This window comes from Hyphomicrobium sp., from assembly GCF_003987855.1.
Lineage (GTDB): Bacteria > Pseudomonadota > Alphaproteobacteria > Rhizobiales > Hyphomicrobiaceae > Hyphomicrobium_B.
On sequence record NZ_RXIZ01000004.1, the window covers coordinates 312798 to 333540 of the forward strand.

The window sequence follows — 20743 nt, forward strand, 5'->3', positions numbered from 1 at the left end:
GCCGCCATGCTCAAGATAGCAAAACCAGAATTCGAATCTCGCGGACAGATCTCCGCCGTATCGATAGACCGGCGGAATCTCCTCGCGACCAGCCTCGCGCTGACGCTTCTGCCCGCCATGACATTGACCGCGGCTTCGCCGGTCAACGCGTCCGCGCCGCAGCTTGGCGGCTGGCAGCCAAAATTCTACCGCTTCAAGCTCGGTGGTTTCGAAATCACGACGATCTCCGATTCCGAAGCCTTCATAGACGGCCCGTTTCCCATCATCGGCCAGAACGCAAGCGAATCCGACGTGCGCGGCCTGATGCGCGACAATCTCCTACCGGAGACCAGATATCAGCCGGGATTCTCGCCGACCCTCGTCAACACCGGCAAGGAAATCGTGTTGTTCGACACTGGCAACGGCGAAAGCGGGTTCATTCCGCGGCCGAACGGCGGCTGGCTCGCCGCCCAGCTCGGCCCTGCTGGCTTCAAGCCGGAAGATATCGACATTGTTGTGCTATCGCACGGGCACCCTGACCATGTCGCTGGCATCATCGAACGCGGGAAGCCTCTCTTCCCAAATGCGCGATATGTCATCAGCGGCATCGAGCATGACTACTGGTCACCCGAAGGCAAATTCACCGGCGATGTCGAAAAGCTCGCGAGCGTTTACCGCGCCAACACGAAACCCGTCATCGCGAAGTTCTCGTTCATCAAACCTGGCGATGACGTTGTGACGGGAATACGCGCCATCGAAGCCTATGGGCACACCCCGGGCCACCTTGCGTTCAATATCGAGAGCCAGGGCAAATCGATTTTATTCTGGGGCGATTGCGCCCATCATCAAGTCGCATCTCTTGCGCACCCGGAATGGCATTGCATCTTCGACATCGACAAGCCAAAGGGCGTCGAAACACGCCGCCGCGTCTACGACATGACCGCAACGGATCGCATGCCCGTGATCGGTTATCACATGCCGTTTCCCTCGATCGGATACGTCGAAAGAAATGGTCCTGGCAGTTACCGCTGGCTCCCGCACTCCTACCAGCTCAACCTATGACGAATGCCGGTTGCCGTTATTCCGGCAGATGCGTCACGGCTTCGATGTTGTGACCGTCCGGATCGAGGACGAATCCGCCGTAGTAGTTCTCGTGATAGTGCGGGCGAAGCCCTGGTGGCCCGTTATCCTTGCCGCCCGCTGCCAGCGCCGCATCGTAAAACGCCTTTACCTCGTCGCGGTTCTGCGCAGCGAACGCCACGTGCAGGCGGCCTTTCAGCGCCGAACCGGTGCCGATCCAGAACTGTGGCCTCTGCCTCCCGAACCCGGCATAGCCGTCGCTATCTTCTTCCGAGAACTTCACTTCCTTGAGCAGCTTGATGCCGAGGGGCGCCAGTGCCTTCGTGTAGAACTCAAGCGACCGCACATAATCTGTGACGGGAAAACCTATGTGATCGAGAATATCCAGCACGGTCGCTCCTGCTTTTCTGATGCGATCGAACCGGCTGCCTCAGACCCGGCGTTCGACCATGAGTTTCTTGAGTTCGGCGATGGCTTTGGCGGGCGACAGCCCCTTCGGACATGCCTTCGCGCAGTTCATGATCGTATGGCAGCGGTAGAGACGAAACGGATCTTCGAGATTGTCGAGACGTTCACCCGTTGCTTCGTCACGGCTGTCGTTCACCCAGCGGTAGGCCTGCAGCAGAATCGCAGGGCCGAGATAACGATCAGAATTCCACCAGTAGCTCGGGCACGATGCCGAGCAGCAAGCACACAGAATGCATTCGTAAAGCCCATCGAGCTTTTCGCGGTCTTCGCGCGACTGGCGCCATTCTTTCGGCGGCGTCGGCGTATCGGTCTTGAGCCACGGTTCGATCGAGCGGTGCTGCGCGTAAAAGTTCGTCAAATCCGGCACGAGATCCTTGACGACCTCCATGTGCGGCAGCGGATAGATCTTGACCGGCCCGCTCACCTCTTCGATGCCCTTCAAGCACGCGAGCGTATTCGTGCCGTCGATGTTCATCGAACAGGAACCGCAAATGCCTTCCCGGCACGAACGGCGAAAGGTCAGCGTCGGGTCGATCTCGTTCTTGATCTTGATCAGGGCGTCCAGAACCATCGGTCCGCACTGCTTCTGATCGATATGGTACGTGTCGATGCGAGGATTGCGACCGTCGTCAGGATTCCAGCGATAGACGCGGAATTCTTTCCAGTCCCCATCGCGCCCTGGCTGATTCCAGGTCTTGCCCTCGGAGATCTTCGAGTTCTTCGGAAGTGTGAGCTGAACCATGAAAGTGCGGGGCCCCGCCATCGAAAATGCTGCGGGCATGACAGAAGCTTGAACATGCCCGCGTGTCAACGAAATGCGGGCCAAAACTATGCGGTTCTTTGGCCCTAACCGGCCTTCTGATGCCTCTTCAGCTCCCGGACGAGTGCGACGAGCTTATCGGCTATTTCGCCGCCGGTATCGACGGCGACCCTAAGCGGCACCCGCGATTGGATGATCTCGTTCAGCCTTTCCTGCTGCTCGCCGAAACCGAAGAAGATCTCTTCCGGCGCCTCGATATCGCCGTCCTCGACCGCCGTCATGACATCGAACGCGTTCTGCGTTGCCAGCACCAGCATCGAAGCGATGTCGTTCATGAGTTGCAGGTAGAGCTTCTGCGCATCCGCGCGGATGCGCTGCCCGTGCACCCCGAACTTGAGCGGCGCTGCGGCCTGTCCGCCGCCTCCAGCGAACACGCGCGGGTGCTTTTGAAAGCGCTTGAAGATCTCGGCGAGGCCCATGCAGCACGTTTCGAGGTCGCGCAGCGCCGCCCCGGTCTTGCGCTTCGTACGCGTTCGCGCCGCCAACTTCTCCTGCCCCGACCAATTGATGGCCGCAATTGACGCAATGGCGCCGAGCGCCGCAAGCGCAGGCAGCACGGCCGCGAATGGATCCGGCGGCATGCGCGTGTCGGTATCGTCGCTGTCGTCGGTGCCGATCTTGGTCACGGATTGGTGCGCCTTCGCCGATGAAGGCCGCACCTTAGGCGAGTTCGCATGACGGCGCTATTTCTACTCGCGATGGCGAGAACGCCTCAATAGACGCGCGCCTTGGGCTCGATGTACTTGACCTCGTTGGTCATCGTTTTCGTATGCACGGGACGATCGTCGAGCGTCACCGACTTGGTGCCATAGTCGGCCCACGCAAGCGTATGCTTCATCCAATTGACATCATCTCGCTTAGGAAAATCTTCGCGTGCATGCGCGCCGCGGCTTTCCTGACGATTTTCTGCGCCGACCACCGTCACGGCGGCCTGTGCGATCAAGTTGTCGAACTCGAGTGTCTCGACAAGATCGGAATTCCAGACGAGCGAGCGATCTGTGACCGAAATATCCGCAGCATCGCGCCAGACCTGTTTGATCTTATCGACGCCTTCCTTCAGCACTGGACCGTCACGAAACACCGCGCAGTTGGATTGCATGATCTTCTGCATGCGCAGACGCAGCGCGGCGGTCGGCGTCGATCCCTTGGCGTAGCGGAAACGATCGAGTCGCGCGACAGCCGATTCGTGAGCGTCTTTGGGTAAATCTGGTTGCGAGCCGCCCTGCTCGATCGTCTCGGCGCAGCGCAAGCCAGCCGCGCGTCCGAACACCACGAGATCGATGAGCGAGTTTGACCCTAGTCGATTGGCGCCGTGGACTGAAACGCAGGCCGCTTCGCCAATGGCCATCAGGCCCGGAACGACATGATCGGGATCGCCATTCTTCTTGGTCAGCACTTCGCCATGATAGTTCGTCGGAATGCCGCCCATGTTGTAGTGAACCGTCGGCAGCACCGGAATTGGTTGGCGGCGCAGATCGACACCGGCAAACACCTTCGCGTTCTCGGTGATGCCCGGCAGCCGTTCCGCCAGGATCTTCGGATCGAGATGATCGAGATGGAGATAGATGTGGTCGGCGTCCGGGCCGACACCGCGACCTTCCCGGATTTCGATCGTCATCGAACGCGACACGACATCGCGCGAGGCAAGATCCTTCGCATGCGGCGCGTAGCGTTCCATGAAGCGCTCGCCCTTCGAGTTGGTCAGGTATCCGCCTTCGCCGCGTGCACCTTCGGTAATCAGCACACCCGCGCCGTAGATCCCGGTGGGGTGAAACTGCACGAACTCCATATCCTGCAGCGGCAGCCCGGCGCGCAGAACCATGGCATTGCCGTCGCCAGTGCAGGTGTGGGCCGATGTGCATGAGAAATAGGTGCGGCCGTATCCACCTGTCGCCAGAATGGTCTTCTTGGCGCGGAACCGATGCAAGGTGCCGTCATCAAGATTGAGCGCAATGATGCCGCGGCACGCGCCATCCTGGTCCATGATCAAATCGAGCGCGAAGTATTCGATGAAGAATTCCGCCGAGTGGCGCAGCGATTGACCATACAGCGTGTGGAGCATGGCGTGCCCCGTGCGATCGGCCGCCGCGCATGTCCGTTGCGCCGGAGGACCTTCGCCGTAGTCCGTCGTCATGCCGCCGAACGGACGCTGATAGATCTTGCCGTCCTCCGTTCGCGAAAACGGCACGCCGTAATGTTCGAGCTCGTACACCGCCGCCGGCGCATTGCGACAAAGATATTCGATAGCATCTTGATCGCCGAGCCAGTCCGAACCTTTGACGGTGTCGTACATGTGCCAGCGCCAGTCGTCGCGACCCATATTGCCCAGCGCAGCCGCAACGCCACCCTGCGCCGCTACGGTATGTGAGCGCGTCGGAAAGACCTTCGTCACGCACGCGGTCTTAAGGCCCGCTTCCGCGCAGCCGAGTGTGGCGCGAAGCCCCGCTCCGCCTGCTCCGACGACGACGACATCATAGACATGGTCATGCAGTGGGTAGGCTTTTCCGACCTGCGAGGGCGCCACGTTGATGCCGTTGGCCTTGCCGTTCACTTGTGACATGGGGCTCAGGCTCCAAAACCCAATTTCAATATCGAGAACACGCTCGCGAGCGCGACGGCGATGGCAAAGAAGGTGTTGAGGATCAGCAGCCCGAACTTCAGCCCTTCGCCATGCACGTAGTCTTCAATGATGACCTGCATGCCGATCCGCATATGGATCGTCGCTGACACCATCAGCGCCAACAGCGGCAATGCGATCAACGGATGCGCGAGTTTCTGTTTCACGGCCGTGTAGTCCGCGCCGACCAGAGACGCGATCAGCCAAACCAGGAAGATCACGAGAAACGCATTGGCGATCGCAGTCAGACGTTGCCGCCAGAAATGGTCGGCGCCTTCCTTGGCCGATCCGAGGTACCGAACTTTCTTCAGAGGTGTCCGCATGGTCGTCATCAGGCGGCTCCCATCGCGACAGAGATCCAGATGATGGCGGTCAGCGAAAGCGATGCGACCAGCGTGCCCCAGGAGAGAATGTCGATCGATCGTAGATCGTAGCCGTACCCGGTATCCCAGATGAGGTGACGGATACCGCCGACCATATGGTGCATCAGCACCCAAGTGAATCCGAACAGGACGAGCTCGCCGAACCAGTTTCCGCACCAGCTCAGAAAGTGGTTGTAGGCGTCAGGACCCGAAGCGGCTGCGACCAGCCACCAGGCCAGCAGCGCCGATCCCAAATAAAGCGCGGCGCCGGTGATGCGATGAAAGATCGACATCACCATGTTGATCAAGGGCGAATAGATTTGAAGGTGGGGTGAAAGCGGCCGCTGAGGGCGCACACCGCGGCCAGATGTGACTGCCATCGGACGTCCTTCTTTATTGTTTGATGCGAATGTGTAGCGTTTCGCTGCAGACGCGGCAATTCGCCAAATGCCACAGCGACGCGCACCCGCGATGAACTGGCTTCAGACCTTCAGGCACCCGCGCTTTCGCCAAAAGCACAATCAGCAGCCGTCCCGGGCCTGTTCGCCCCAACGCGAACCTACTTGGCTTTGATCACCCCGCAGGCGATCCGCTTCACCCCGCCACCTTCCGGGTCGGTCTGATAGTCGTCGGCCGTGTCATAGATCACGAGCGCCGAACCATCGGCATCAAACAGCGAATCGTCGGTATCCTTGTTGAGGTGCAGATAGGTCGTAACCAGCTCGGCTCGCGCCGTACCATCCGGACCCGCGACGACGTTCGGAAGATCGCCGGCCATCGGGCCTTCCTCGTTGAAGAAGCCGTGTTTGGCGCCCAACGGATTATAGATGCCGCCTGCGGAGGTCAGATCGCCTTCACACTTGCCCACCTCGTGTACGTGAAAGCCGTGGGCACCCGGCGGCAATCCTTTGAGATCGAATTTCAGGATAACGCCGGCGGCAACGTCGGTCAGCGTAACGGTGCCCGCATCCTTGCCGTCCGCGAGTTTGATATCGGCCGTCGCCGTTTCCCCCGCTGCCTGCGCGGTCGCGGCAGCTGAAAAAAGCAACAGCCCCAGCGCCACACCGCCAAACGATCCGAGTTTCCGCGCCATGACTGCCATGCGACGTGCTCCTCTGGGTTCCTGTTCCGGCAGAGTGCCGATAAGGCCTCAGCGGGGCAGCACAAGCCACGTATCGAGATCGAGGACAACCCCCTCCGCATACTCGCCCGTCGGAGTCTTGAGCGGGAGTGACGCGCAATCCTGGTTTTTGACACCGACGAGGCGAACCCGGAGCGCGCCGACGTCCTTTCGACCGGGAATCTCCGCTTTCTCGAGGACCTCGGACCAAGCGTAGATTGTGTCGCCCGCAAACGTCGGCGCGACGTGCCGCCCGCCGTTGATCGCGGCGAGATGAAACGCATTGCCGAACCCGTTGTAGGACAACGCCCGCACCAGCGAAATGACGACACCACCGTACACGATCCGCTTGCCGAACCGGCCCTTGGATTCGGTGTGCAGATTGAAATGCACTTTCGCGGTATTTTGATAGAGGCGCGTCGCGATCTGATGCTCGGCCTCTTCCAGGGTCATCCCGTCGACATGGTCGATCTTCTCGCCGGGCTCATAATCGCCCCAGCGGTGTTTCGAACCAGAGAGATCGAAATCATACTGGCTGACGTCGATTGGCGGCACCGCCTGTGCGAGCACCTCCGGCTCGACCCTTTCCGGTAGCTTCGGAACGACCGCCTCGGGCGACGGCGAACTCTTCGCGCGCTTGCGAACCATCACCCACCGGCAATATTCGAGAACGACTTCACCATTCTGATTGCGTCCCGTCGAGCGCACATAGACGGTGCCAGTCTCGCCGTTGGAGTTTTCTTTGAGGCCGATCACCTCGGAAGTCGCGGTCAGCGTGTCACCGGGATAAACGGGCTTCAAAAAGCGGCAATCGGCGTATCCGAGATTGGCGATCGCATTGAGCGAGATTTCCGGCGTCGTCTTTCCGAACACCACATGAAAAGTCAGGAGATCATCGAGCGGCGCCCGAGGGTAGCCGATGGCTTTCGCAAACGTATCTGCCGACTGGACTGCGAACCGCGAACCGTAGAGCGACGTATAGAGCGCCACGTCGCCATCGGTTACGGTGCGCGGCGTCGGGTGGTGAATGACCTGGCCGTACGTGAAGTCTTCAAAGAAATTGCCAGCGTTCGTCTTGGTTCCGGCCATCGATCCCGCCCTATGTTCTGAGAGGCCCGGCATCACCAGGCTCGGCTTTTCTTGTTCTTTTCGGGATGTCGGAACCCGACCGCAACAACTTTCCCGATCGCCAAGACGCGATCAAGGGCCGCAGAAGCCCGCGCCGTTTACTAAAACCACGGCTCCTCGACTTTCGATCGAGCGTTGATCGCATCCGCTATGGCTGCCACCCGTTTTGCCATGACGAGGTGCAGGCGCTCGACCATCCGTCCTTCGACTGTGATGACCCCCTTGCGCGCATTCTCCGGCTCGTCGAATGCCTTGATGACTTTCTGCGCCCAAGAAATTTCATCGATCGTCGGCGAGAACACCTCGTTGCAGGGAATGACCTGCGACGGGTGGATGAGCGTCTTGCCGTCCATTCCGAGCGTGCGGCCATGCTCGCATTCGGCTCGAAAACCGGACTCGTCCTTGAAATCGTTGTAGACGCCGTCGATGACGTCGAGCCCATAAGCGCGGGCGGCGACGAGCGTCATCGCGAGCCAAGGAACCACGGCGAACCTGTTCCGGCTTGCCAGTGCTCGGCTTTCTTTCAGCAGGTCGTTGGTGCCCAGAACGAAGCAGACCAGACGGTTGTCCTGATCAGGCGCGCAGGCTGCGATTTCCTTGGCGTTGATGATGCCCATGGGAGTTTCTATCATCGCCCAAAGGCGGATGCGCGGATCGGCGTCGGCGGCCTTGACGACCTTCGCGGTGCCTGTGACGTCGCCGGAATTGGACACCTTCGGCACGAGGATGGCATCGGGCACGGCTGCGATCGCCGCGTGAAGATCCGCCATGCCCCACGGCGTTTCGATCGGGTTGACCCGCAGAACGACCTCGCGCGAGCCAAACCCGCGCTCGTGAATCGCCGCGGTCGCCTGGGCGCGCGCTTTCTCTTTGTTTGCCGGCGCGACAGAGTCTTCCAGGTCGATGATGATCGAGTCCGCGGGCAGACCTTTAGCTTTTTCGAGTGCCCGGTCGTTGTCTCCGGGCAAATAGAGAACGCTGCGCCTTGGTCGCATGGCCATCGCACCGGCTCCCCTGCAATCGGGTTGGATTTTGCAACGCAACATGCACGTTTGCAACATCGACCGCGACTAAACTTTCGAATAAATCCCAGCTTCCCGGCGCGGCTCTGAGCCGGGCTGACCCTGCTGCCTGGCCGACGGACCCAATGCGCCGACTTTTGATGATTTCCTCCTATGTCGCGAACGACCCTGTCGGCCTGACCGCAACGATACCCCCGCTGTTGGCCGCGGGTATCGACGTGGTTGGGCTGCCGACGGTCGTCCTGTCGAACCATCCGGTTCGCGCTCACATCGCCGGCATCACGCTCGACCCACGGCTCCTGAGCGACATGGTCCGCGCTCTGGAAGACAATGGCTGGCTGGCCTCGTTCGACGCAATCTTCTCAGGCTATCTGCCATCGATGCAGCACGTGGAGGTCGTCGCCGCAGCGGTGAAGCGCCTGCGTACGATCAGGTCTGAGATTACCTACGTGTGCGATCCGATCTTCGGCGACGATCCAGGCGGCCTCTATATCGATGAACGTTCGGCTCACGGCATTCGCGATCTGCTTTTGCCGCTCGCCAACGTCCTAACACCCAACCGTTTCGAGTTGTCGTGGCTCTCGGGTATCGATGTTCGATCTCCTGCCGACGCGCGAGCGGCAATCGCCCGGCTGGGGCGGCCCATCGTCGCTGGCACGTCAATTCCGGACGGACCGGATGTTCTGGCGACGGTACTTGCCGCGCAAGGCGATGCCTTCATCGGCCGCGTCGACAAATGGAGCAACGTTCCCCATGGCACGGGCGACGTCTTCGCCGGCTGCCTCACTGCAAAGCTCATGCACGGAGAATCCCCGCAGAATGCGCTGGCATATGCTTTGGCGGGTGTCCGAAGCGCGCTTGAGGCCAGCCGGGGTATCGATCACTTGCTGCCAAGCTTCGTCGACTGGAGAAGGGACATTGAGCCAGTGAGCGTATCGCCCCTGACATGATCGGACCGCATTTTTGTTTGGCTTGCTGCATCGTCGATGAGCCTGCATATCTGACCTGGCAAATTCGACAGGAGCAGACGCAGGAATGAAGCCCGAATCCAGTACCGAAGGCATAAGCCGGGAAGTTCTTGCCAGTCTCGTTCTACTTGCCGCCGCTGTCCTTGCGCTAGTGCTCGCGAACTCGCCGCTGCACGACGCGTATGAACGCTTTCTCGCGACCAATGTTCAACTGGGTGTCGCACCTTTCGCGCTGACGAAAGAAATCCATCACTGGATCAACGACGGGCTGATGGTGATTTTCTTTCTGGTGGTCGGTCTCGAGATCAAACGCGAAGTTATCCGAGGCGCTCTTTCAAAACCCGCGGCGGCGATGCTGCCGATTGTGGGCGCCATTGGCGGCATGGTTGTGCCAGCCTTGATCTACGCGAGCGTGAACTGGAGTAACCCCGAAGCGTTGCGCGGTTGGGCTATTCCCGCCGCAACGGATATTGCCTTCGCGGTTGGCGTGGTCGCGCTCTTGGGGCGACGCGTACCGCCGACGTTGAAGGTTTTCCTGCTCGCCCTCGCGATCATCGATGACCTAGGCGCCATTCTGATCATCGCCTTCTTCTACACCTCGGAGCTGTCGTACCAGGCGCTCGGGCTAGCAACCGCAGGCGTAGGTGCGTTGGCCCTGCTGAACTATTTCAACGTCATGCGCACGTTGCCATACCTCGTGGTCGGCGCCTTCGTTTGGCTCTGCGTGCTGAAGTCAGGCGTCCACGCCACCGTCGCCGGCGTGATAACTGCGCTAATGATCCCGCTGTCGAGCCCCAAGAAGGGGGTCGACGGCCCGCTTCCAGCGCTTGAGCACGCCCTGAGCCCGTTCGTGAGCTTCATCATCATGCCCGTTTTCGCGCTCGCCAACGCCGGGCTATCGTTTAGCGGCATGTCGACGAATGACATGCTGTCGCAAATCCCGATTGGCATCGCGTTGGGCCTTTTCCTCGGCAAGGCCCTCGGCATATACGGCGCAGTAAGGGGTCTGATTGCCAGCGGCCTCGGAGACATGCCTCACGGCGCATCGCGGCGACAGCTGTTCGGGACCGCGATCCTCGGAGGTATCGGCTTTACGATGAGTTTGTTCATCGGCCAGTTGGCATTTCCCGATCCCGACACGACCGCCGAGGTTCGCCTTGGCGTCATCATCGGTTCGCTGCTTTCTGCCGTCGCAGGCTACGTGGTTTTGGTCACAAGTCAGGGAGGCCCGGCATCCGGGTTTGAAAAACAACAATGAGCAGTTTCCCCGAAACATTGGCCGATCGTTACCGCCGTTTTCGGTCTCGCCATTTCGTCCCCAATGCCGACCAATATGAAGAACTGGCGACGCACGGACAAAGTCCCGAGACGATGATCATTTCCTGCTCGGACAGTCGCGTCGATCCCGAGACGATTTTTAGCGCCATGCCGGGCGAACTGTTCGTCGTCCGCAACGTCGCCAATCTCGTGCCCCCCTACGAAGTCAGCGGCAAATATCATGGCGTCAGCGCCGCGATGGAATTTGCGGTGCTGAACCTGCGCGTCAAAAATCTGATCGTCATGGGCCATTCGGGTTGCGGTGGCATCAAGGCTGCGCTCGACCAGAACGCCGCCATTCAAACGGATGCGCACTTCATTTCGAAGTGGATGTCGATGCTCGATGATGCGCGGCTCTCGGTCCTGGCCTCGCACCAAGTCAGCCCCGCCAATGTTCGGCAGGAAGCCTTGGAAAAGGAAGCGATCAAACAATCGATCGGCAATCTGCGTACGTTCCCGTTCATCCAGGAACAGGAGGAAAAGGGCCGCTTGTCGCTGCACGGCGCACACTTCGACATCGCGTCGGGCACGCTGACGGTCCTCAACCACTCGCGCGGCCAATTCTTCAAGCTTTAGGAGATGCGCCGGGGCTGCTGGCCTCGGCCTTCGCCTTCGCGATGATCGGCAGAAGCTTCGTTTCGAGCGAAGCCGGTGTGATGGGGCCGACGTGCTTATAGATCACGTCGCCCTTCCCATTGACGATGAAGGTCTCGGGTGTCCCATAAACCCCCCAATCGATCGCAGCCCGCCCATCGGCGTCCGTTCCAACCGCGGTGAACGGATTGCCGTAGCGGCCTAGAAAACGACGGGCTGCCGCCGGCTGATCCTTGTAATTGATCCCATAGATATCGACTCCCGAAGCCGCTTTGAGCTGTTCGAGCATCGGATGTTCGTCGACGCAGGGAACGCACCACGACGCCCAGTAATTCACGACGGATATTTTGCCCTTGGCGAGATCGGCGGACGTGAACCCCGCCTCAGGCGTGCCCTGCGCCTGCTCCAATCCCTCGACAGGCGGGAACGTCGTCTGCGGTACCGGCTTGCCGACGAGCGTCGATGGCAGCAACGACGGATCGCCGGAACGCAGCGCCATTGCGAAGAAGCCGGCGATGACGACGAAGATCACGACCGGCAGGAGACGGAGTAAGTTGGATCGAGCTTGAGCCACGTGCATTGCTTTCAGTTCGAAGAGCGCCGTTTGACACCCTGGCGTTCCAGCGCATCGAGATCGGCGCGTTGCCTCCACCCATCAGCGATGAGCCACATGATGAGCCCGATCACCGTCACGGTGACGGCGGCGTAGGACAACCATATGAAGGCTGCGTGCGGGCCAAGATCCATCTCGTTCACTCCGCTGCACCTTGCGCCGCCGAAGCGCCAAATCGATCGCGGCCGGCAACCGCCTGCGCCCGCAATGCCTTCACGCGGCGGCGCAGGATCTCGTTACGCATCGCCTTCAGATGCATGGCGAAGAACATCAGCGTGAACGCCAACGCCATGATGAGAAGCGGCAGCCGCATGCTTGGATCGACAGTCGATGTGAAATCGGTCGAGGGCTGGTGCAGCGTGTTCCACCAGTCGACCGAGAATTTGATGATCGGCAACAGGGAAACGCCAACCAGCGCCAGCACAGCCGTGAGTTTCGCCGCCGCGCCTTCATCTTCCAGCGCCGAGCGCAACGCAATGAGCCCCAGATAGAGAAAGAACAGCAGCAGCACCGACGTGAGCCGAGCGTCCCAAACCCAATAGGTCCCCCACATCGGCTTGCCCCAGAGCGAACCTGTGAGAAGCGCCAAAAACGTGAAAGCTGCGCCAAGCGGCGCTGCCGCCTTGGCCGAAACGTCAGCCAGCGGGTGCCGGAATACGAGGAGACCAAAGCTTGATAGCGCGATGAGCCCGTAGATCATCATCGACAGCCAAGCGCACGGCACATGGATGTACATAATGCGCACAGTCTCGCCCTGCTGGTAATCCGCCGGAGACGCAAGAAACGCCAGATAAAGCCCGTAAACCAAAAGGATAACGGTCGCCCACGAGATCCACGGCAGCAGGCGCGCGGAAAGCTCCATGAAGCGCGTGGGGTTTGCGAGGCGTTGTGTCAGGGTCTGCATGGGCGGGATTTAAGCCTTTAAGCCAACCGGTGCAATGAAGCTTGAAGTTACCATTTATTGAAGCTGTACGCGGAGCGCCGCTGCAGCTGCCACCGGCCCGAGAACGACTGTCACGAGCGATATCGCAGCCAGGATGAGAAACGACGCTCCAAGCCCTCCGGGTCCCGCACCCGCGCTGACCGCCGAAATTCCGAAGATCAGCGTCGGAACGTAAAGCGGCAGCACAATCAGGGCCAGAAGAAGTCCACCGCGGCGCGTTTTCATGGTCAATGCGGCACCCACCGCGCCGAGAAAGCTGACGGCCGGCGTCCCCAGCAATGTCGTGGCGACAAGTATGGGATACGCATTGAGATCCAGGTTGAGGAGAATGCCGAGGATCGGCGCCAGAACCGCCAGCGGAATGCCCGTCGTGATCCAATGCGCCAGCGCCTTGGCAGCACTCACGAGTTCCAGCGGCAGAGGCCCCGTCGCGAGCACGTCGAGCGTCCCGTCCTCATAATCGGCTTCAAAGATGCGATTGAGCGAAAGCAGCGCTGCCAGGAGCAGCGCGATCCACAACACGCCCGCCGCAATTCGCGCCAGAAGATTGAGGTCCGGCCCGAGCCCGAGCGGCATCAGCGACACGACGACGAGAAAGAAGCCCAGCGCGGTGCCGATGGCTCCACCTTCACGAACCGCCAGTCGCAGGTCGCGCAGGATCAGCGCCCAAAAGCTTTTCACGCGGCCACCTTCAATGCGCTCAAATCAAGTGTACGCGCGCGGTCGAGGGCCAGCGGCAGATGCGTCGCGACGACCGCCATCCCGCCTTTTCCAGTATGGGCATTGATCGCGGCGACCAGCCGCTCCGACGATGCCGCATCCAGTGACGCCGTCGGCTCATCAAGGAGCCACAGCGGCCGATGCGCAACGAGCAATCGCGCAAGTCCAAGGCGGCGCTTCTGACCGGCTGACAGATAGGCGGCGGGAAATTCGGCCAGGTCTTCAAGGCCGAAGTGCTGGAGCGCCGCCTGGATACGAGCAGAAGACTGTCCGCCGGTCTCAAGGTAAGAATTCCAGAACGTCGCGTTCTCAAAGACCGTCAGGCTCGCCTTCACCGCATTGGCGTGTCCGACGGCATGCGCCTGCTCCGCAACAGAGAGCTCCGGATCGCCGCCGTCGAGTTTGATCGATCCGCGAAAGGGTTGGATGAATCCGGCAAGCGTCCGAAGCAACGTCGTCTTGCCGATGCCGTTCGCTCCGGTCAGCACCAAAGCCTCACCTTGCCTGACGGCGAACGACAACCCTTCGATGACCCGGCGCGCCCCGCGATCTATGACCAAGTCTTCAGCAATGAGCTGCACAGTGATCGGATTCCATGATGCCGGATTGAGCAAAGGCGGGGCATTTTGGCCGACCCCACGATTGGTGTTTTCTTTTTTCACTGGTTATATAAAAGGCACGTTGTATCCTTCGCTAGCGCAAAAGCGAGGGGGTCGCGCGGCCCACACCGATGTGCCGCGGGGCATCCTCGATCCGCCGGCACTCCGGCGGCGCAGCCCTTCGTCTTAATCTTTCGGAGGCCTGATCTTGAGCGCCCTTACACCCGTTTCCGACGACAGCTTCAAGTGCAAGAAAACCCTCACGGTCGAGGGTAAGACGTACGTCTATTACGCGTTGCCCGACGCGGAGGCCAATGGCCTCAAAGGCATTTCCCGCCTTCCCTACTCGATGAAGGTCCTCCTCGAAAATCTCTTGCGCCACGAGGACGATCGCTCCGTCACCAAGGCCGACCTCGCGGCCATGGCCGAATGGCTCGACAACAAAGGCAAGACGGAAAAGGAAATCGGCTTCCGTCCCGCCCGCGTGCTGATGCAGGACTTCACCGGCGTTCCCGCTGTCGTCGATCTTGCGGCGATGCGCGACGGCATGACCAGACTCGGCGGCGATCCGACGAAGATCAACCCGCTCGTGCCCGTCGATCTCGTCATCGATCACTCCGTCATCGTCGACGAGTTCGGAACGCCCAAAGCCTTGGCCGACAACGTCGCCCTTGAATACGCGCGCAACGGCGAGCGCTATAACTTCCTGAAGTGGGGCCAGGGCGCATTCCAGAACTTCCGCGTCGTCCCGCCCGGCACCGGCATTTGCCACCAGGTCAACCTCGAATATCTGTCCCAGACCGTCTGGACCAACGAGATGGCCGACGGCTCGACGGTCGCGTATCCCGATACGCTCGTCGGCACCGACAGCCACACCACGATGGTCAACGGGCTTGCCGTCCTCGGCTGGGGCGTGGGCGGCATCGAGGCCGAAGCGGCAATGCTCGGGCAGCCGCAGTCGATGCTCATTCCCGAAGTGATAGGCTTCCGCCTTACCGGCAAGCTCAAGGAAGGCGTAACCGCGACCGATCTCGTGCTGACTGTTACGCAGATGCTTCGCAAGAAGGGCGTCGTCGGCAAGTTCGTCGAATTCTATGGGCCGGGCCTCGATTCGATGACGCTCGCCGACCGCGCGACGATCGCCAACATGGCACCGGAATACGGCGCGACCTGCGGGTTCTTCCCCGTCGACAAGGAAACGATCAATTACCTGACGATGTCGGGGCGCGACGCCCATCGCATCGCCCTCGTCGAAGCGTATTGCAAGGCCCAGGGCCTTTATCGCGAAACCGGTTCGCCCGATCCGGTCTTCACCGACACGCTCTCGCTCGACCTCGGCGAGGTGGTCCCATCGATGGCCGGTCCGAAACGTCCCGAAGGCCGCCTCGCGCTCACCGACATCAAGTCCGGCTTCGAAACAGCTCTCGCCGGCGAGTACAAAAAGCCTGACGAACTTTCGAAGCGCGTGCCCGTTGAAGGCAAGGATTTCGACATCGGTCACGGGGATGTTGTCATCGCCGCGATCACGAGCTGCACCAACACATCGAACCCGAGCGTGCTGATTGCCGCGGGCCTTCTGGCGCGCAACGCCGTCAATGCCGGCCTGACCAGCAAGCCTTGGGTGAAGACGTCGTTGGCACCCGGGTCGCAAGTTGTTGCGGCCTACCTCGCGGAAGCGGGCCTGCAGCCCTATCTCGACCAGATTGGCTTCAACCTCGTTGGCTTTGGCTGCACCACCTGCATCGGAAACTCTGGCCCGCTTGCGCCTGAGATTTCGAAAGCCATCAACGGCAATGGCATTGTCGCGGCGGCCGTTCTTTCCGGCAACCGTAACTTCGAGGGCCGCGTCAGCCCTGACGTCCAGGCGAACTATCTAGCTTCGCCCCCGCTCGTCGTTGCCTACGCACTGGCGGGTTCGGTGCAGAAGGACCTGACGAAAGAGCCGCTGGGCGAAGGCACGGACGGCAAGCCTGTCTTCCTGAAAGACATCTGGCCCACCACGCAGGAGATCCAGAAATTCATCGCCGAGAACATCACGCGCGCGATGTATCAGTCGCGCTACGCAGACGTGTTCAAAGGCGATGGCAATTGGCAGGGCATCGCGACAAGCGGCGGCCTGACCTACGGCTGGAACGGCTCCTCGACCTACGTCCAGAACCCGCCCTACTTCCAATCCATCGCCCGCGAAGCCAAACCCATCGGCGACATTGTCAACGCCCGTATCCTCGGCCTCTTCGGCGACAAGATCACGACCGACCACATCTCGCCCGCAGGCTCCATCAAGACCGCGAGCCCCGCTGGCAAATATCTGCTCGAACACGGCGTCCAGCCCGTCGACTTCAACCAGTACGGCACGCGCCGTGGCAACCATGAAGTCATGATGCGCGGTACGTTCGCCAACATCCGCATCAAGAACCACATGGTGAAAGATGCCAACGGCAACGTGAAGGAAGGCGGGCTGACGATCCATTACCCGTCGGGCAAGGAGATGCCGATCTATGACGCCGCCATGCAGTACGAAGCCGAGGGCGTTCCGCTCGTCGTCTTCGCTGGCATCGAATACGGCAACGGCTCGTCCCGCGACTGGGCGGCGAAAGGCACGAACCTCCTCGGCGTGCGCGCCGTAATCGCCCAATCTTTCGAGCGCATTCACCGCTCAAACCTCGTCGGCATGGGTGTCGCGCCGTTTGTCTTCACCGAGGGCGCCTCATGGGCTTCACTCGGCCTCAAGGGCGACGAACGCGTCACGATCCCAGGACTGGCCCAGGTGAAACCGCGCGAAGTGATGACGATCACCATCACCAAGCCCGACGGCACGACGCTGTCCGTTCCCGTTCTCTGCCGCATCGATACGCTGGATGAGATCGAGTACTTCAAGAACGGCGGCATCCTGCACTACGTGCTGCGGAACCTTGCCGCTTAAGAGCAGACCTTCTCCCCAGGGGAGAAGGTGGCCGAAGGCCGGATGAGGGGGAGGTCTGCCCCCTCAACCAATCCCCGACCGAACGGCCGGAGACGGTAACGAATTTCCTCACCCCAGCGAATTCCTTAACGCTCACCCGTTCGTGACAAGGCTTTCGCGCCTTTCACTTTTTGCTTTCGCGATCGGGCGCTAAATAGGTGAAGGCGGTCGGCGGCGCCAAGGCTGTGAGGCTTCAATTTCGATGCACTTTTTCAGATCTTTTCTGGCATCATTTGCGCTCGTCGCATTTGTGTTTCCCGCCGTCGCTCAGGAAGTGACTGTCGGCGAGCCGCCGAATACGCCCGTCAAGGGCGTCATCGAGCTCTTCACGAGCCAGGGCTGCTCGTCTTGCCCGCCCGCCGACACCCTGCTCAAGACCCTCTCGGATGATCCCTCGATCATCGCGCTCTCGCTTCCGGTCGACTACTGGAACTATCTCGGTTGGAAAGACACGTTTGCCTCACCGCGCAATACGGAACGGCAAAGGAATTATGCGCGAACCCGTGGCGATGGCGCGATCTACACGCCCCAGGCCGTCATCAATGGCCTGACGCCGGTCAACGGCTCGTCGAAAGAAGCGATCCAGAGCGCTATCGAGGAGACATCAAAAACGGGTGGCCCCGGCCAAGTCGCGGTCCGCTTCTGGCAGGAGCGTAACACGTTGAATTTCGCTCTCGGCGCCGAACAGCCGGGCCATCGGACGCGCGATGCCACGATCTGGCTCGGCGTCGTGCAGATGTCCGGCGTGGTCCCGGTAAAGGAAGGCGAGAACGCCGGCAAGACGCTGACCTATACCAACATCGTCCACGAGCTGATCCCAATCGGCATCTGGAAGGGCCAAGCGATGCAGGTGCAGCTGCCACGCGCCGCAATGATGCAGGCCGACGTCCAGAAGGTCGTCGTGCTCGTTCAAGAAGGCAAGAGCGGACCGATCATCGGCGCGACGATGGCAGGGCTCTGGTAGTTGCCTCGGCGAATCCCCTTCGGGGGAGTCGGCCGCCGAGGCGAGAGAGAGCTAAGCCGCTAAGCCGCGCTTCTTTAGCAAACCATCGATCTTCGGCGGACGTCCGCGGAACGCAACATAGGCAGCGTGGGGATCGCGCCGATTGCCAGCCGAATAGATGAATTCGTGCAGCTTCTTCGCCGTCGCCGGATGGAACACGTTGCCCGTCTCTTCGAATGCCGCGAAGGCATCCGCGTCCATAACTTCCGACCAGAGATAGCTGTAATAACCCGCCGCATAGCCCGACATGATGTGCATGAAGTGGGGCAGCCGATGGCGCATCACGATCTCCTTCGGCATTGCGATGCCCTGGAGCGTCGCGCGCTCGAACCGCTCGACGTCGGCGATCTCGGAAACGTCCGCAGAATAAAGCGCCATGTCGACCAACGCCGACGATGTGTATTCGACCGTTGCGAAACCCTGATTGAAATTCCGTGCCGCCGCCAGCCGCTGCCGTAACACCTTCGGCATGGGTTTGCCGGTCTTGTAATGCAGCGCGTGCTTCTCGAGCACCTCGGCCGTCGATAGCCAGTGTTCGTAAAGCTGCGAAGGCAGTTCGACGAAATCGCGCGTCACCGACGTCCCCGAGATCGAGGGGTACGTGACGTTCGACAAAAGCCCGTGCAGGCCGTGCCCGAATTCATGAAAGAGCGTCCGCGCATCGTCGAACGACAACAGCGCCGGCTCGCCGTCACCGCCTTTCGTGAAGTTCAGAACGTTGACGATGATCGGAGCTTGCCCCTTCCCGAGCTTGTGCTGCGAACGGAAGGACGACATCCAGGCACCTGAACGCTTCGTCGGCCGGGCGAAGTAATCGCCCATGAAGATCCCAACGTGCTGACCCTTCTTGTCCTGCACCTCCCAGACGCGCACCTCCGGGTGATAGCGCGGAAGATCCTTGCGCTCCTTGAACTTCAATCCGAAGAGACGCGTCGCCGTATCGAATGCGGCCGCGATCATGTGATCGAGTTCGAGATAGGGCTGCAGCTTCGACTCATCGAAGTCGTACTTCGCTTTACGAACCTTCTCGGAATAATACCGCCAATCCCACGGCATGATTTCCGAGTTGTCGCCCGCGTTCTGAGCCTCGGCTGCCAAGGCATCGCGTTCATCTTGCGCGCGTTGAACGGCCTTTTGCCAGACGGCACGAAGAAGTCCGTCAACGGCATCGGGAGTCTTCGCCATCGTATCCTGCAGACTGAACTCGGCGAACGACTTAAAGCCCATGAGCCGGGCGTATTCCCCGCGCAGCGCGACCGCTTCGGCCACGATCTGCCGGTTATCCGTTTCGCCCTCGCGCGCACCCCGGCTGACCCAAGCGTTGAAGGCCTGCTCTCTGAGATCGCGGCGGGCGGAATAGGTCAGGAAGCCTTCCACGCTCGAGCGCGCCAGCGTCACGAGCGCTTTCCCTGGTAGCCCGGCATCGGCGGCAGCACGCTCCGCACTTTCCTTGAACGTATCGGGAAGACCGGTGAGATCCGTCTCGCCTTCAAGCTCCAGCCGCCAGGATTGCTCGTCCTTGAGGACGTTTTGCATGAACTGGGTGACGAGCGTCGCAAGTCGCGCATTGATCTCCTTGATGCGCGATTTCTCTGCCGATGACAGACGCGCACCGGCGCGCACGAACTCAAGATGGTGCCGTTCCAGAACGCGAAGCTCTTCCTCATCGAGCTTTAGCGTCTCGCGTCGCTGATACAGGTCATCGACCCGCTTGAAGAGATGCTTGTCGAGAAGAATTTGCGTCTCGTGCGCCGCAAAGCGCGGAGCCATGTCGCGCGCGATTTCCTGCAGCGCGGGGGTGGAATCCGATCCTTCCAGATTCCAGAAAACCGACGCGACCCGAGAGAGCTGCCAGCCGCTTTTTTCCAGAGCGGCAATCGTATTGGCGAATGTCGGCTTCGCGGGGTTGCGGGCAATCTTTTCGATTTCCGCTTTGTGCTCGCGAAACGCGGCCTCCAGCGCCGGCTTGAAGTGCCGCGCTTCAATTTTTTCGAACGGCGGCATGGCGAAATCGCCATTCCACTTCGTCGTCAGCGGGTTGAGGCTAGGCTTGGAACGTGGCTTAGAGGTCGATTTGCGTTTCGCTATCATTTTGAGATCAATACCTGAATTCCCCTAACTGTAACATTGTATACCCGGGACTACGGCGTGCTCAAATGAAACCCTTGCAATACAAAAGACGGCAGGACCGGCCTTGCGGGGCCGATCCTGCCGGGACACCGCGTCCAGGGAGGAGAAGTTCGTCTCGGATGGGGACCGAGACGCAATCAGGGGAGAAGAGTTGCCTGAGAGTCCGACCTCGAAACTATGGCCCCGGGGGGCTGGGGGGCTATGTATCCAGAGCCGGTCATTTTTAACCGGACCCAAAGGCAACGGTTATCTCTATCGCGTTTTAATGCGGCAGATTGGGGCCTGAGCGGAGTCGCGA

At 60.5% G+C, this 20743-nt stretch carries 21 protein-coding genes; 6 read left to right on the plus strand and 15 right to left on the minus strand.

The features are described 5' to 3' along the window. The first annotated feature begins 6 nt into the window (after positions 1 to 6). On the plus strand, positions 7 to 1041 hold the full coding sequence (locus EKK30_RS03790) for an MBL fold metallo-hydrolase (RefSeq protein ID WP_290980462.1): 1035 nt from the start codon (positions 7 to 9) through the stop codon (positions 1039 to 1041). A 16-nt stretch (positions 1042 to 1057) separates the two neighbouring features. On the opposite strand, the gene EKK30_RS03795 is transcribed toward EKK30_RS03790, so the two are convergent. The 9 genes from EKK30_RS03795 to EKK30_RS03835 all read right to left on the minus strand — a co-directional run bounded on the left by EKK30_RS03795 (position 1058) and on the right by EKK30_RS03835 (position 8575). Beyond that, positions 1058 to 1441, minus strand: coding sequence for a VOC family protein (locus EKK30_RS03795; protein ID WP_290980636.1), 384 nt, complete (start codon positions 1439 to 1441; stop codon positions 1058 to 1060). A 48-nt stretch (positions 1442 to 1489) separates the two neighbouring features. After that, positions 1490 to 2269 (minus strand): succinate dehydrogenase iron-sulfur subunit, encoded by a 780-nt coding sequence (locus EKK30_RS03800; protein WP_290980465.1) that lies wholly within the window; start codon positions 2267 to 2269, stop codon positions 1490 to 1492. 104 nt (positions 2270 to 2373) lie between these two features. Further along, positions 2374 to 2973, minus strand: coding sequence for a hypothetical protein (locus EKK30_RS03805; RefSeq protein ID WP_290980468.1), 600 nt, complete (start codon positions 2971 to 2973; stop codon positions 2374 to 2376). Between the two features lie 86 nt (positions 2974 to 3059). After that, positions 3060 to 4907, minus strand: a complete 1848-nt coding sequence (sdhA, locus tag EKK30_RS03810; protein ID WP_290980472.1) for a succinate dehydrogenase flavoprotein subunit — start codon at positions 4905 to 4907, stop codon at positions 3060 to 3062. Positions 4908 to 4912: 5 nt separating this feature from the next. Then, the gene (gene sdhD / locus EKK30_RS03815) at positions 4913 to 5296 is read right to left on the minus strand and encodes a succinate dehydrogenase, hydrophobic membrane anchor protein (protein ID WP_290980475.1); all 384 of its coding nucleotides are present in this window, start codon (positions 5294 to 5296) and stop codon (positions 4913 to 4915) included. Continuing rightward, positions 5296 to 5706 carry a succinate dehydrogenase, cytochrome b556 subunit gene (sdhC, locus tag EKK30_RS03820; protein ID WP_290980478.1) on the minus strand — a complete coding sequence of 137 codons (411 nt, stop codon included), beginning with the start codon at positions 5704 to 5706 and terminating at the stop codon, positions 5296 to 5298. The genes sdhD and sdhC overlap by 1 nt, the downstream gene beginning before the upstream one ends. 179 nt (positions 5707 to 5885) lie before the next feature. Then, positions 5886 to 6428, minus strand: coding sequence for a superoxide dismutase family protein (locus tag EKK30_RS03825; RefSeq protein ID WP_290980480.1), 543 nt, complete (start codon positions 6426 to 6428; stop codon positions 5886 to 5888). A 48-nt stretch (positions 6429 to 6476) separates the two neighbouring features. After that, complete coding sequence (locus EKK30_RS03830) at positions 6477 to 7535, minus strand: MaoC family dehydratase (RefSeq protein WP_290980483.1); 1059 nt, start codon at positions 7533 to 7535, stop codon at positions 6477 to 6479. A 140-nt stretch (positions 7536 to 7675) separates the two neighbouring features. Then, the gene (locus EKK30_RS03835; protein WP_290980486.1) at positions 7676 to 8575 is read right to left on the minus strand and encodes a CoA ester lyase; all 900 of its coding nucleotides are present in this window, start codon (positions 8573 to 8575) and stop codon (positions 7676 to 7678) included. A gap of 146 nt (positions 8576 to 8721) precedes the next feature. On the opposite strand from EKK30_RS03835, the gene EKK30_RS03840 reads away from it, so the two are divergent. The 3 genes from EKK30_RS03840 to EKK30_RS03850 all read left to right on the plus strand — a co-directional run bounded on the left by EKK30_RS03840 (position 8722) and on the right by EKK30_RS03850 (position 11457). Continuing rightward, positions 8722 to 9546, plus strand: a complete 825-nt coding sequence (locus EKK30_RS03840; RefSeq protein WP_290980489.1) for a pyridoxal kinase — start codon at positions 8722 to 8724, stop codon at positions 9544 to 9546. A gap of 85 nt (positions 9547 to 9631) precedes the next feature. Further along, positions 9632 to 10822: a Na+/H+ antiporter NhaA gene (nhaA, locus tag EKK30_RS03845; RefSeq protein WP_290980492.1), complete on the plus strand. Its 1191-nt coding sequence runs from the start codon at positions 9632 to 9634 to the stop codon at positions 10820 to 10822. Continuing rightward, the gene (locus EKK30_RS03850) at positions 10819 to 11457 is read left to right on the plus strand and encodes a carbonic anhydrase (protein WP_290980494.1); all 639 of its coding nucleotides are present in this window, start codon (positions 10819 to 10821) and stop codon (positions 11455 to 11457) included. Before nhaA ends, EKK30_RS03850 begins: the two co-directional genes overlap by 4 nt. Here the strand turns inward: EKK30_RS03850 and EKK30_RS03855 are convergent. Genes EKK30_RS03855 through ccmA form a run of 5 tightly spaced genes read right to left on the minus strand, consistent with a single transcriptional unit; the run spans position 11447 to position 14332 of the window. After that, complete coding sequence (locus EKK30_RS03855) at positions 11447 to 12055, minus strand: DsbE family thiol:disulfide interchange protein (RefSeq protein WP_290980497.1); 609 nt, start codon at positions 12053 to 12055, stop codon at positions 11447 to 11449. The genes EKK30_RS03850 and EKK30_RS03855 overlap by 11 nt on opposite strands. A gap of 5 nt (positions 12056 to 12060) precedes the next feature. After that, positions 12061 to 12222 (minus strand): heme exporter protein CcmD, encoded by a 162-nt coding sequence (ccmD, locus tag EKK30_RS03860; protein WP_290980639.1) that lies wholly within the window; start codon positions 12220 to 12222, stop codon positions 12061 to 12063. Positions 12223 to 12227: 5 nt separating this feature from the next. Further along, positions 12228 to 12992: a heme ABC transporter permease CcmC gene (gene ccmC / locus EKK30_RS03865; protein ID WP_290980500.1), complete on the minus strand. Its 765-nt coding sequence runs from the start codon at positions 12990 to 12992 to the stop codon at positions 12228 to 12230. Positions 12993 to 13046: 54 nt separating this feature from the next. Then, a complete protein-coding gene (gene ccmB, locus EKK30_RS03870; RefSeq protein ID WP_290980503.1) occupies positions 13047 to 13712 on the minus strand; it encodes a heme exporter protein CcmB in 666 nt (221 codons plus the stop codon). Next, the gene (ccmA, locus tag EKK30_RS03875) at positions 13709 to 14332 is read right to left on the minus strand and encodes a heme ABC exporter ATP-binding protein CcmA (RefSeq protein ID WP_290980506.1); all 624 of its coding nucleotides are present in this window, start codon (positions 14330 to 14332) and stop codon (positions 13709 to 13711) included. Before ccmA ends, ccmB begins: the two co-directional genes overlap by 4 nt. A 226-nt stretch (positions 14333 to 14558) precedes the next feature. Between ccmA and acnA the strand changes: the two genes are divergently transcribed. Together acnA and EKK30_RS03885 are read left to right on the plus strand one after the other, a co-directional pair. Beyond that, a complete protein-coding gene (gene acnA, locus EKK30_RS03880; protein WP_290980509.1) occupies positions 14559 to 17273 on the plus strand; it encodes an aconitate hydratase AcnA in 2715 nt (904 codons plus the stop codon). Positions 17274 to 17514: 241 nt separating this feature from the next. Next, entirely contained in the window at positions 17515 to 18276 is a 762-nt protein-coding gene (locus EKK30_RS03885) for a thioredoxin family protein (RefSeq protein WP_290980511.1), read from the plus strand. A 51-nt stretch (positions 18277 to 18327) separates the two neighbouring features. Here EKK30_RS03885 and EKK30_RS03890 read toward each other — a convergent pair whose 3' ends face one another. Further along, on the minus strand, positions 18328 to 20406 hold the full coding sequence (locus EKK30_RS03890; protein WP_290980514.1) for a M3 family metallopeptidase: 2079 nt from the start codon (positions 20404 to 20406) through the stop codon (positions 18328 to 18330). Positions 20407 to 20743 lie beyond the last annotated feature (337 nt).

What these genes read in the sequence shown, in the direction of transcription:
- EKK30_RS03790 (WP_290980462.1), top strand. Translation starts at nt 7, where the DNA reads ATGCTCAAGATAGCAAAACCAGAATTCGAATCTCGCGGACAGATCTCC.
- EKK30_RS03800 (WP_290980465.1), bottom strand. Translation starts at nt 2,269, where the DNA reads ATGGTTCAGCTCACACTTCCGAAGAACTCGAAGATCTCCGAGGGCAAG.
- sdhA (WP_290980472.1), bottom strand. Translation starts at nt 4,907, where the DNA reads ATGTCACAAGTGAACGGCAAGGCCAACGGCATCAACGTGGCGCCCTCG.
- sdhD (WP_290980475.1), bottom strand. Translation starts at nt 5,296, where the DNA reads ATGACGACCATGCGGACACCTCTGAAGAAAGTTCGGTACCTCGGATCG.
- sdhC (WP_290980478.1), bottom strand. Translation starts at nt 5,706, where the DNA reads ATGGCAGTCACATCTGGCCGCGGTGTGCGCCCTCAGCGGCCGCTTTCA.
- EKK30_RS03825 (WP_290980480.1), bottom strand. Translation starts at nt 6,428, where the DNA reads ATGGCAGTCATGGCGCGGAAACTCGGATCGTTTGGCGGTGTGGCGCTG.
- EKK30_RS03830 (WP_290980483.1), bottom strand. Translation starts at nt 7,535, where the DNA reads ATGGCCGGAACCAAGACGAACGCTGGCAATTTCTTTGAAGACTTCACG.
- EKK30_RS03835 (WP_290980486.1), bottom strand. Translation starts at nt 8,575, where the DNA reads ATGGCCATGCGACCAAGGCGCAGCGTTCTCTATTTGCCCGGAGACAAC.
- EKK30_RS03840 (WP_290980489.1), top strand. Translation starts at nt 8,722, where the DNA reads ATGCGCCGACTTTTGATGATTTCCTCCTATGTCGCGAACGACCCTGTC.
- nhaA (WP_290980492.1), top strand. Translation starts at nt 9,632, where the DNA reads ATGAAGCCCGAATCCAGTACCGAAGGCATAAGCCGGGAAGTTCTTGCC.
- EKK30_RS03850 (WP_290980494.1), top strand. Translation starts at nt 10,819, where the DNA reads ATGAGCAGTTTCCCCGAAACATTGGCCGATCGTTACCGCCGTTTTCGG.
- EKK30_RS03855 (WP_290980497.1), bottom strand. Translation starts at nt 12,055, where the DNA reads ATGCACGTGGCTCAAGCTCGATCCAACTTACTCCGTCTCCTGCCGGTC.
- ccmD (WP_290980639.1), bottom strand. Translation starts at nt 12,222, where the DNA reads ATGGATCTTGGCCCGCACGCAGCCTTCATATGGTTGTCCTACGCCGCC.
- ccmC (WP_290980500.1), bottom strand. Translation starts at nt 12,992, where the DNA reads ATGCAGACCCTGACACAACGCCTCGCAAACCCCACGCGCTTCATGGAG.
- EKK30_RS03885 (WP_290980511.1), top strand. Translation starts at nt 17,515, where the DNA reads ATGCACTTTTTCAGATCTTTTCTGGCATCATTTGCGCTCGTCGCATTT.
- EKK30_RS03890 (WP_290980514.1), bottom strand. Translation starts at nt 20,406, where the DNA reads ATGATAGCGAAACGCAAATCGACCTCTAAGCCACGTTCCAAGCCTAGC.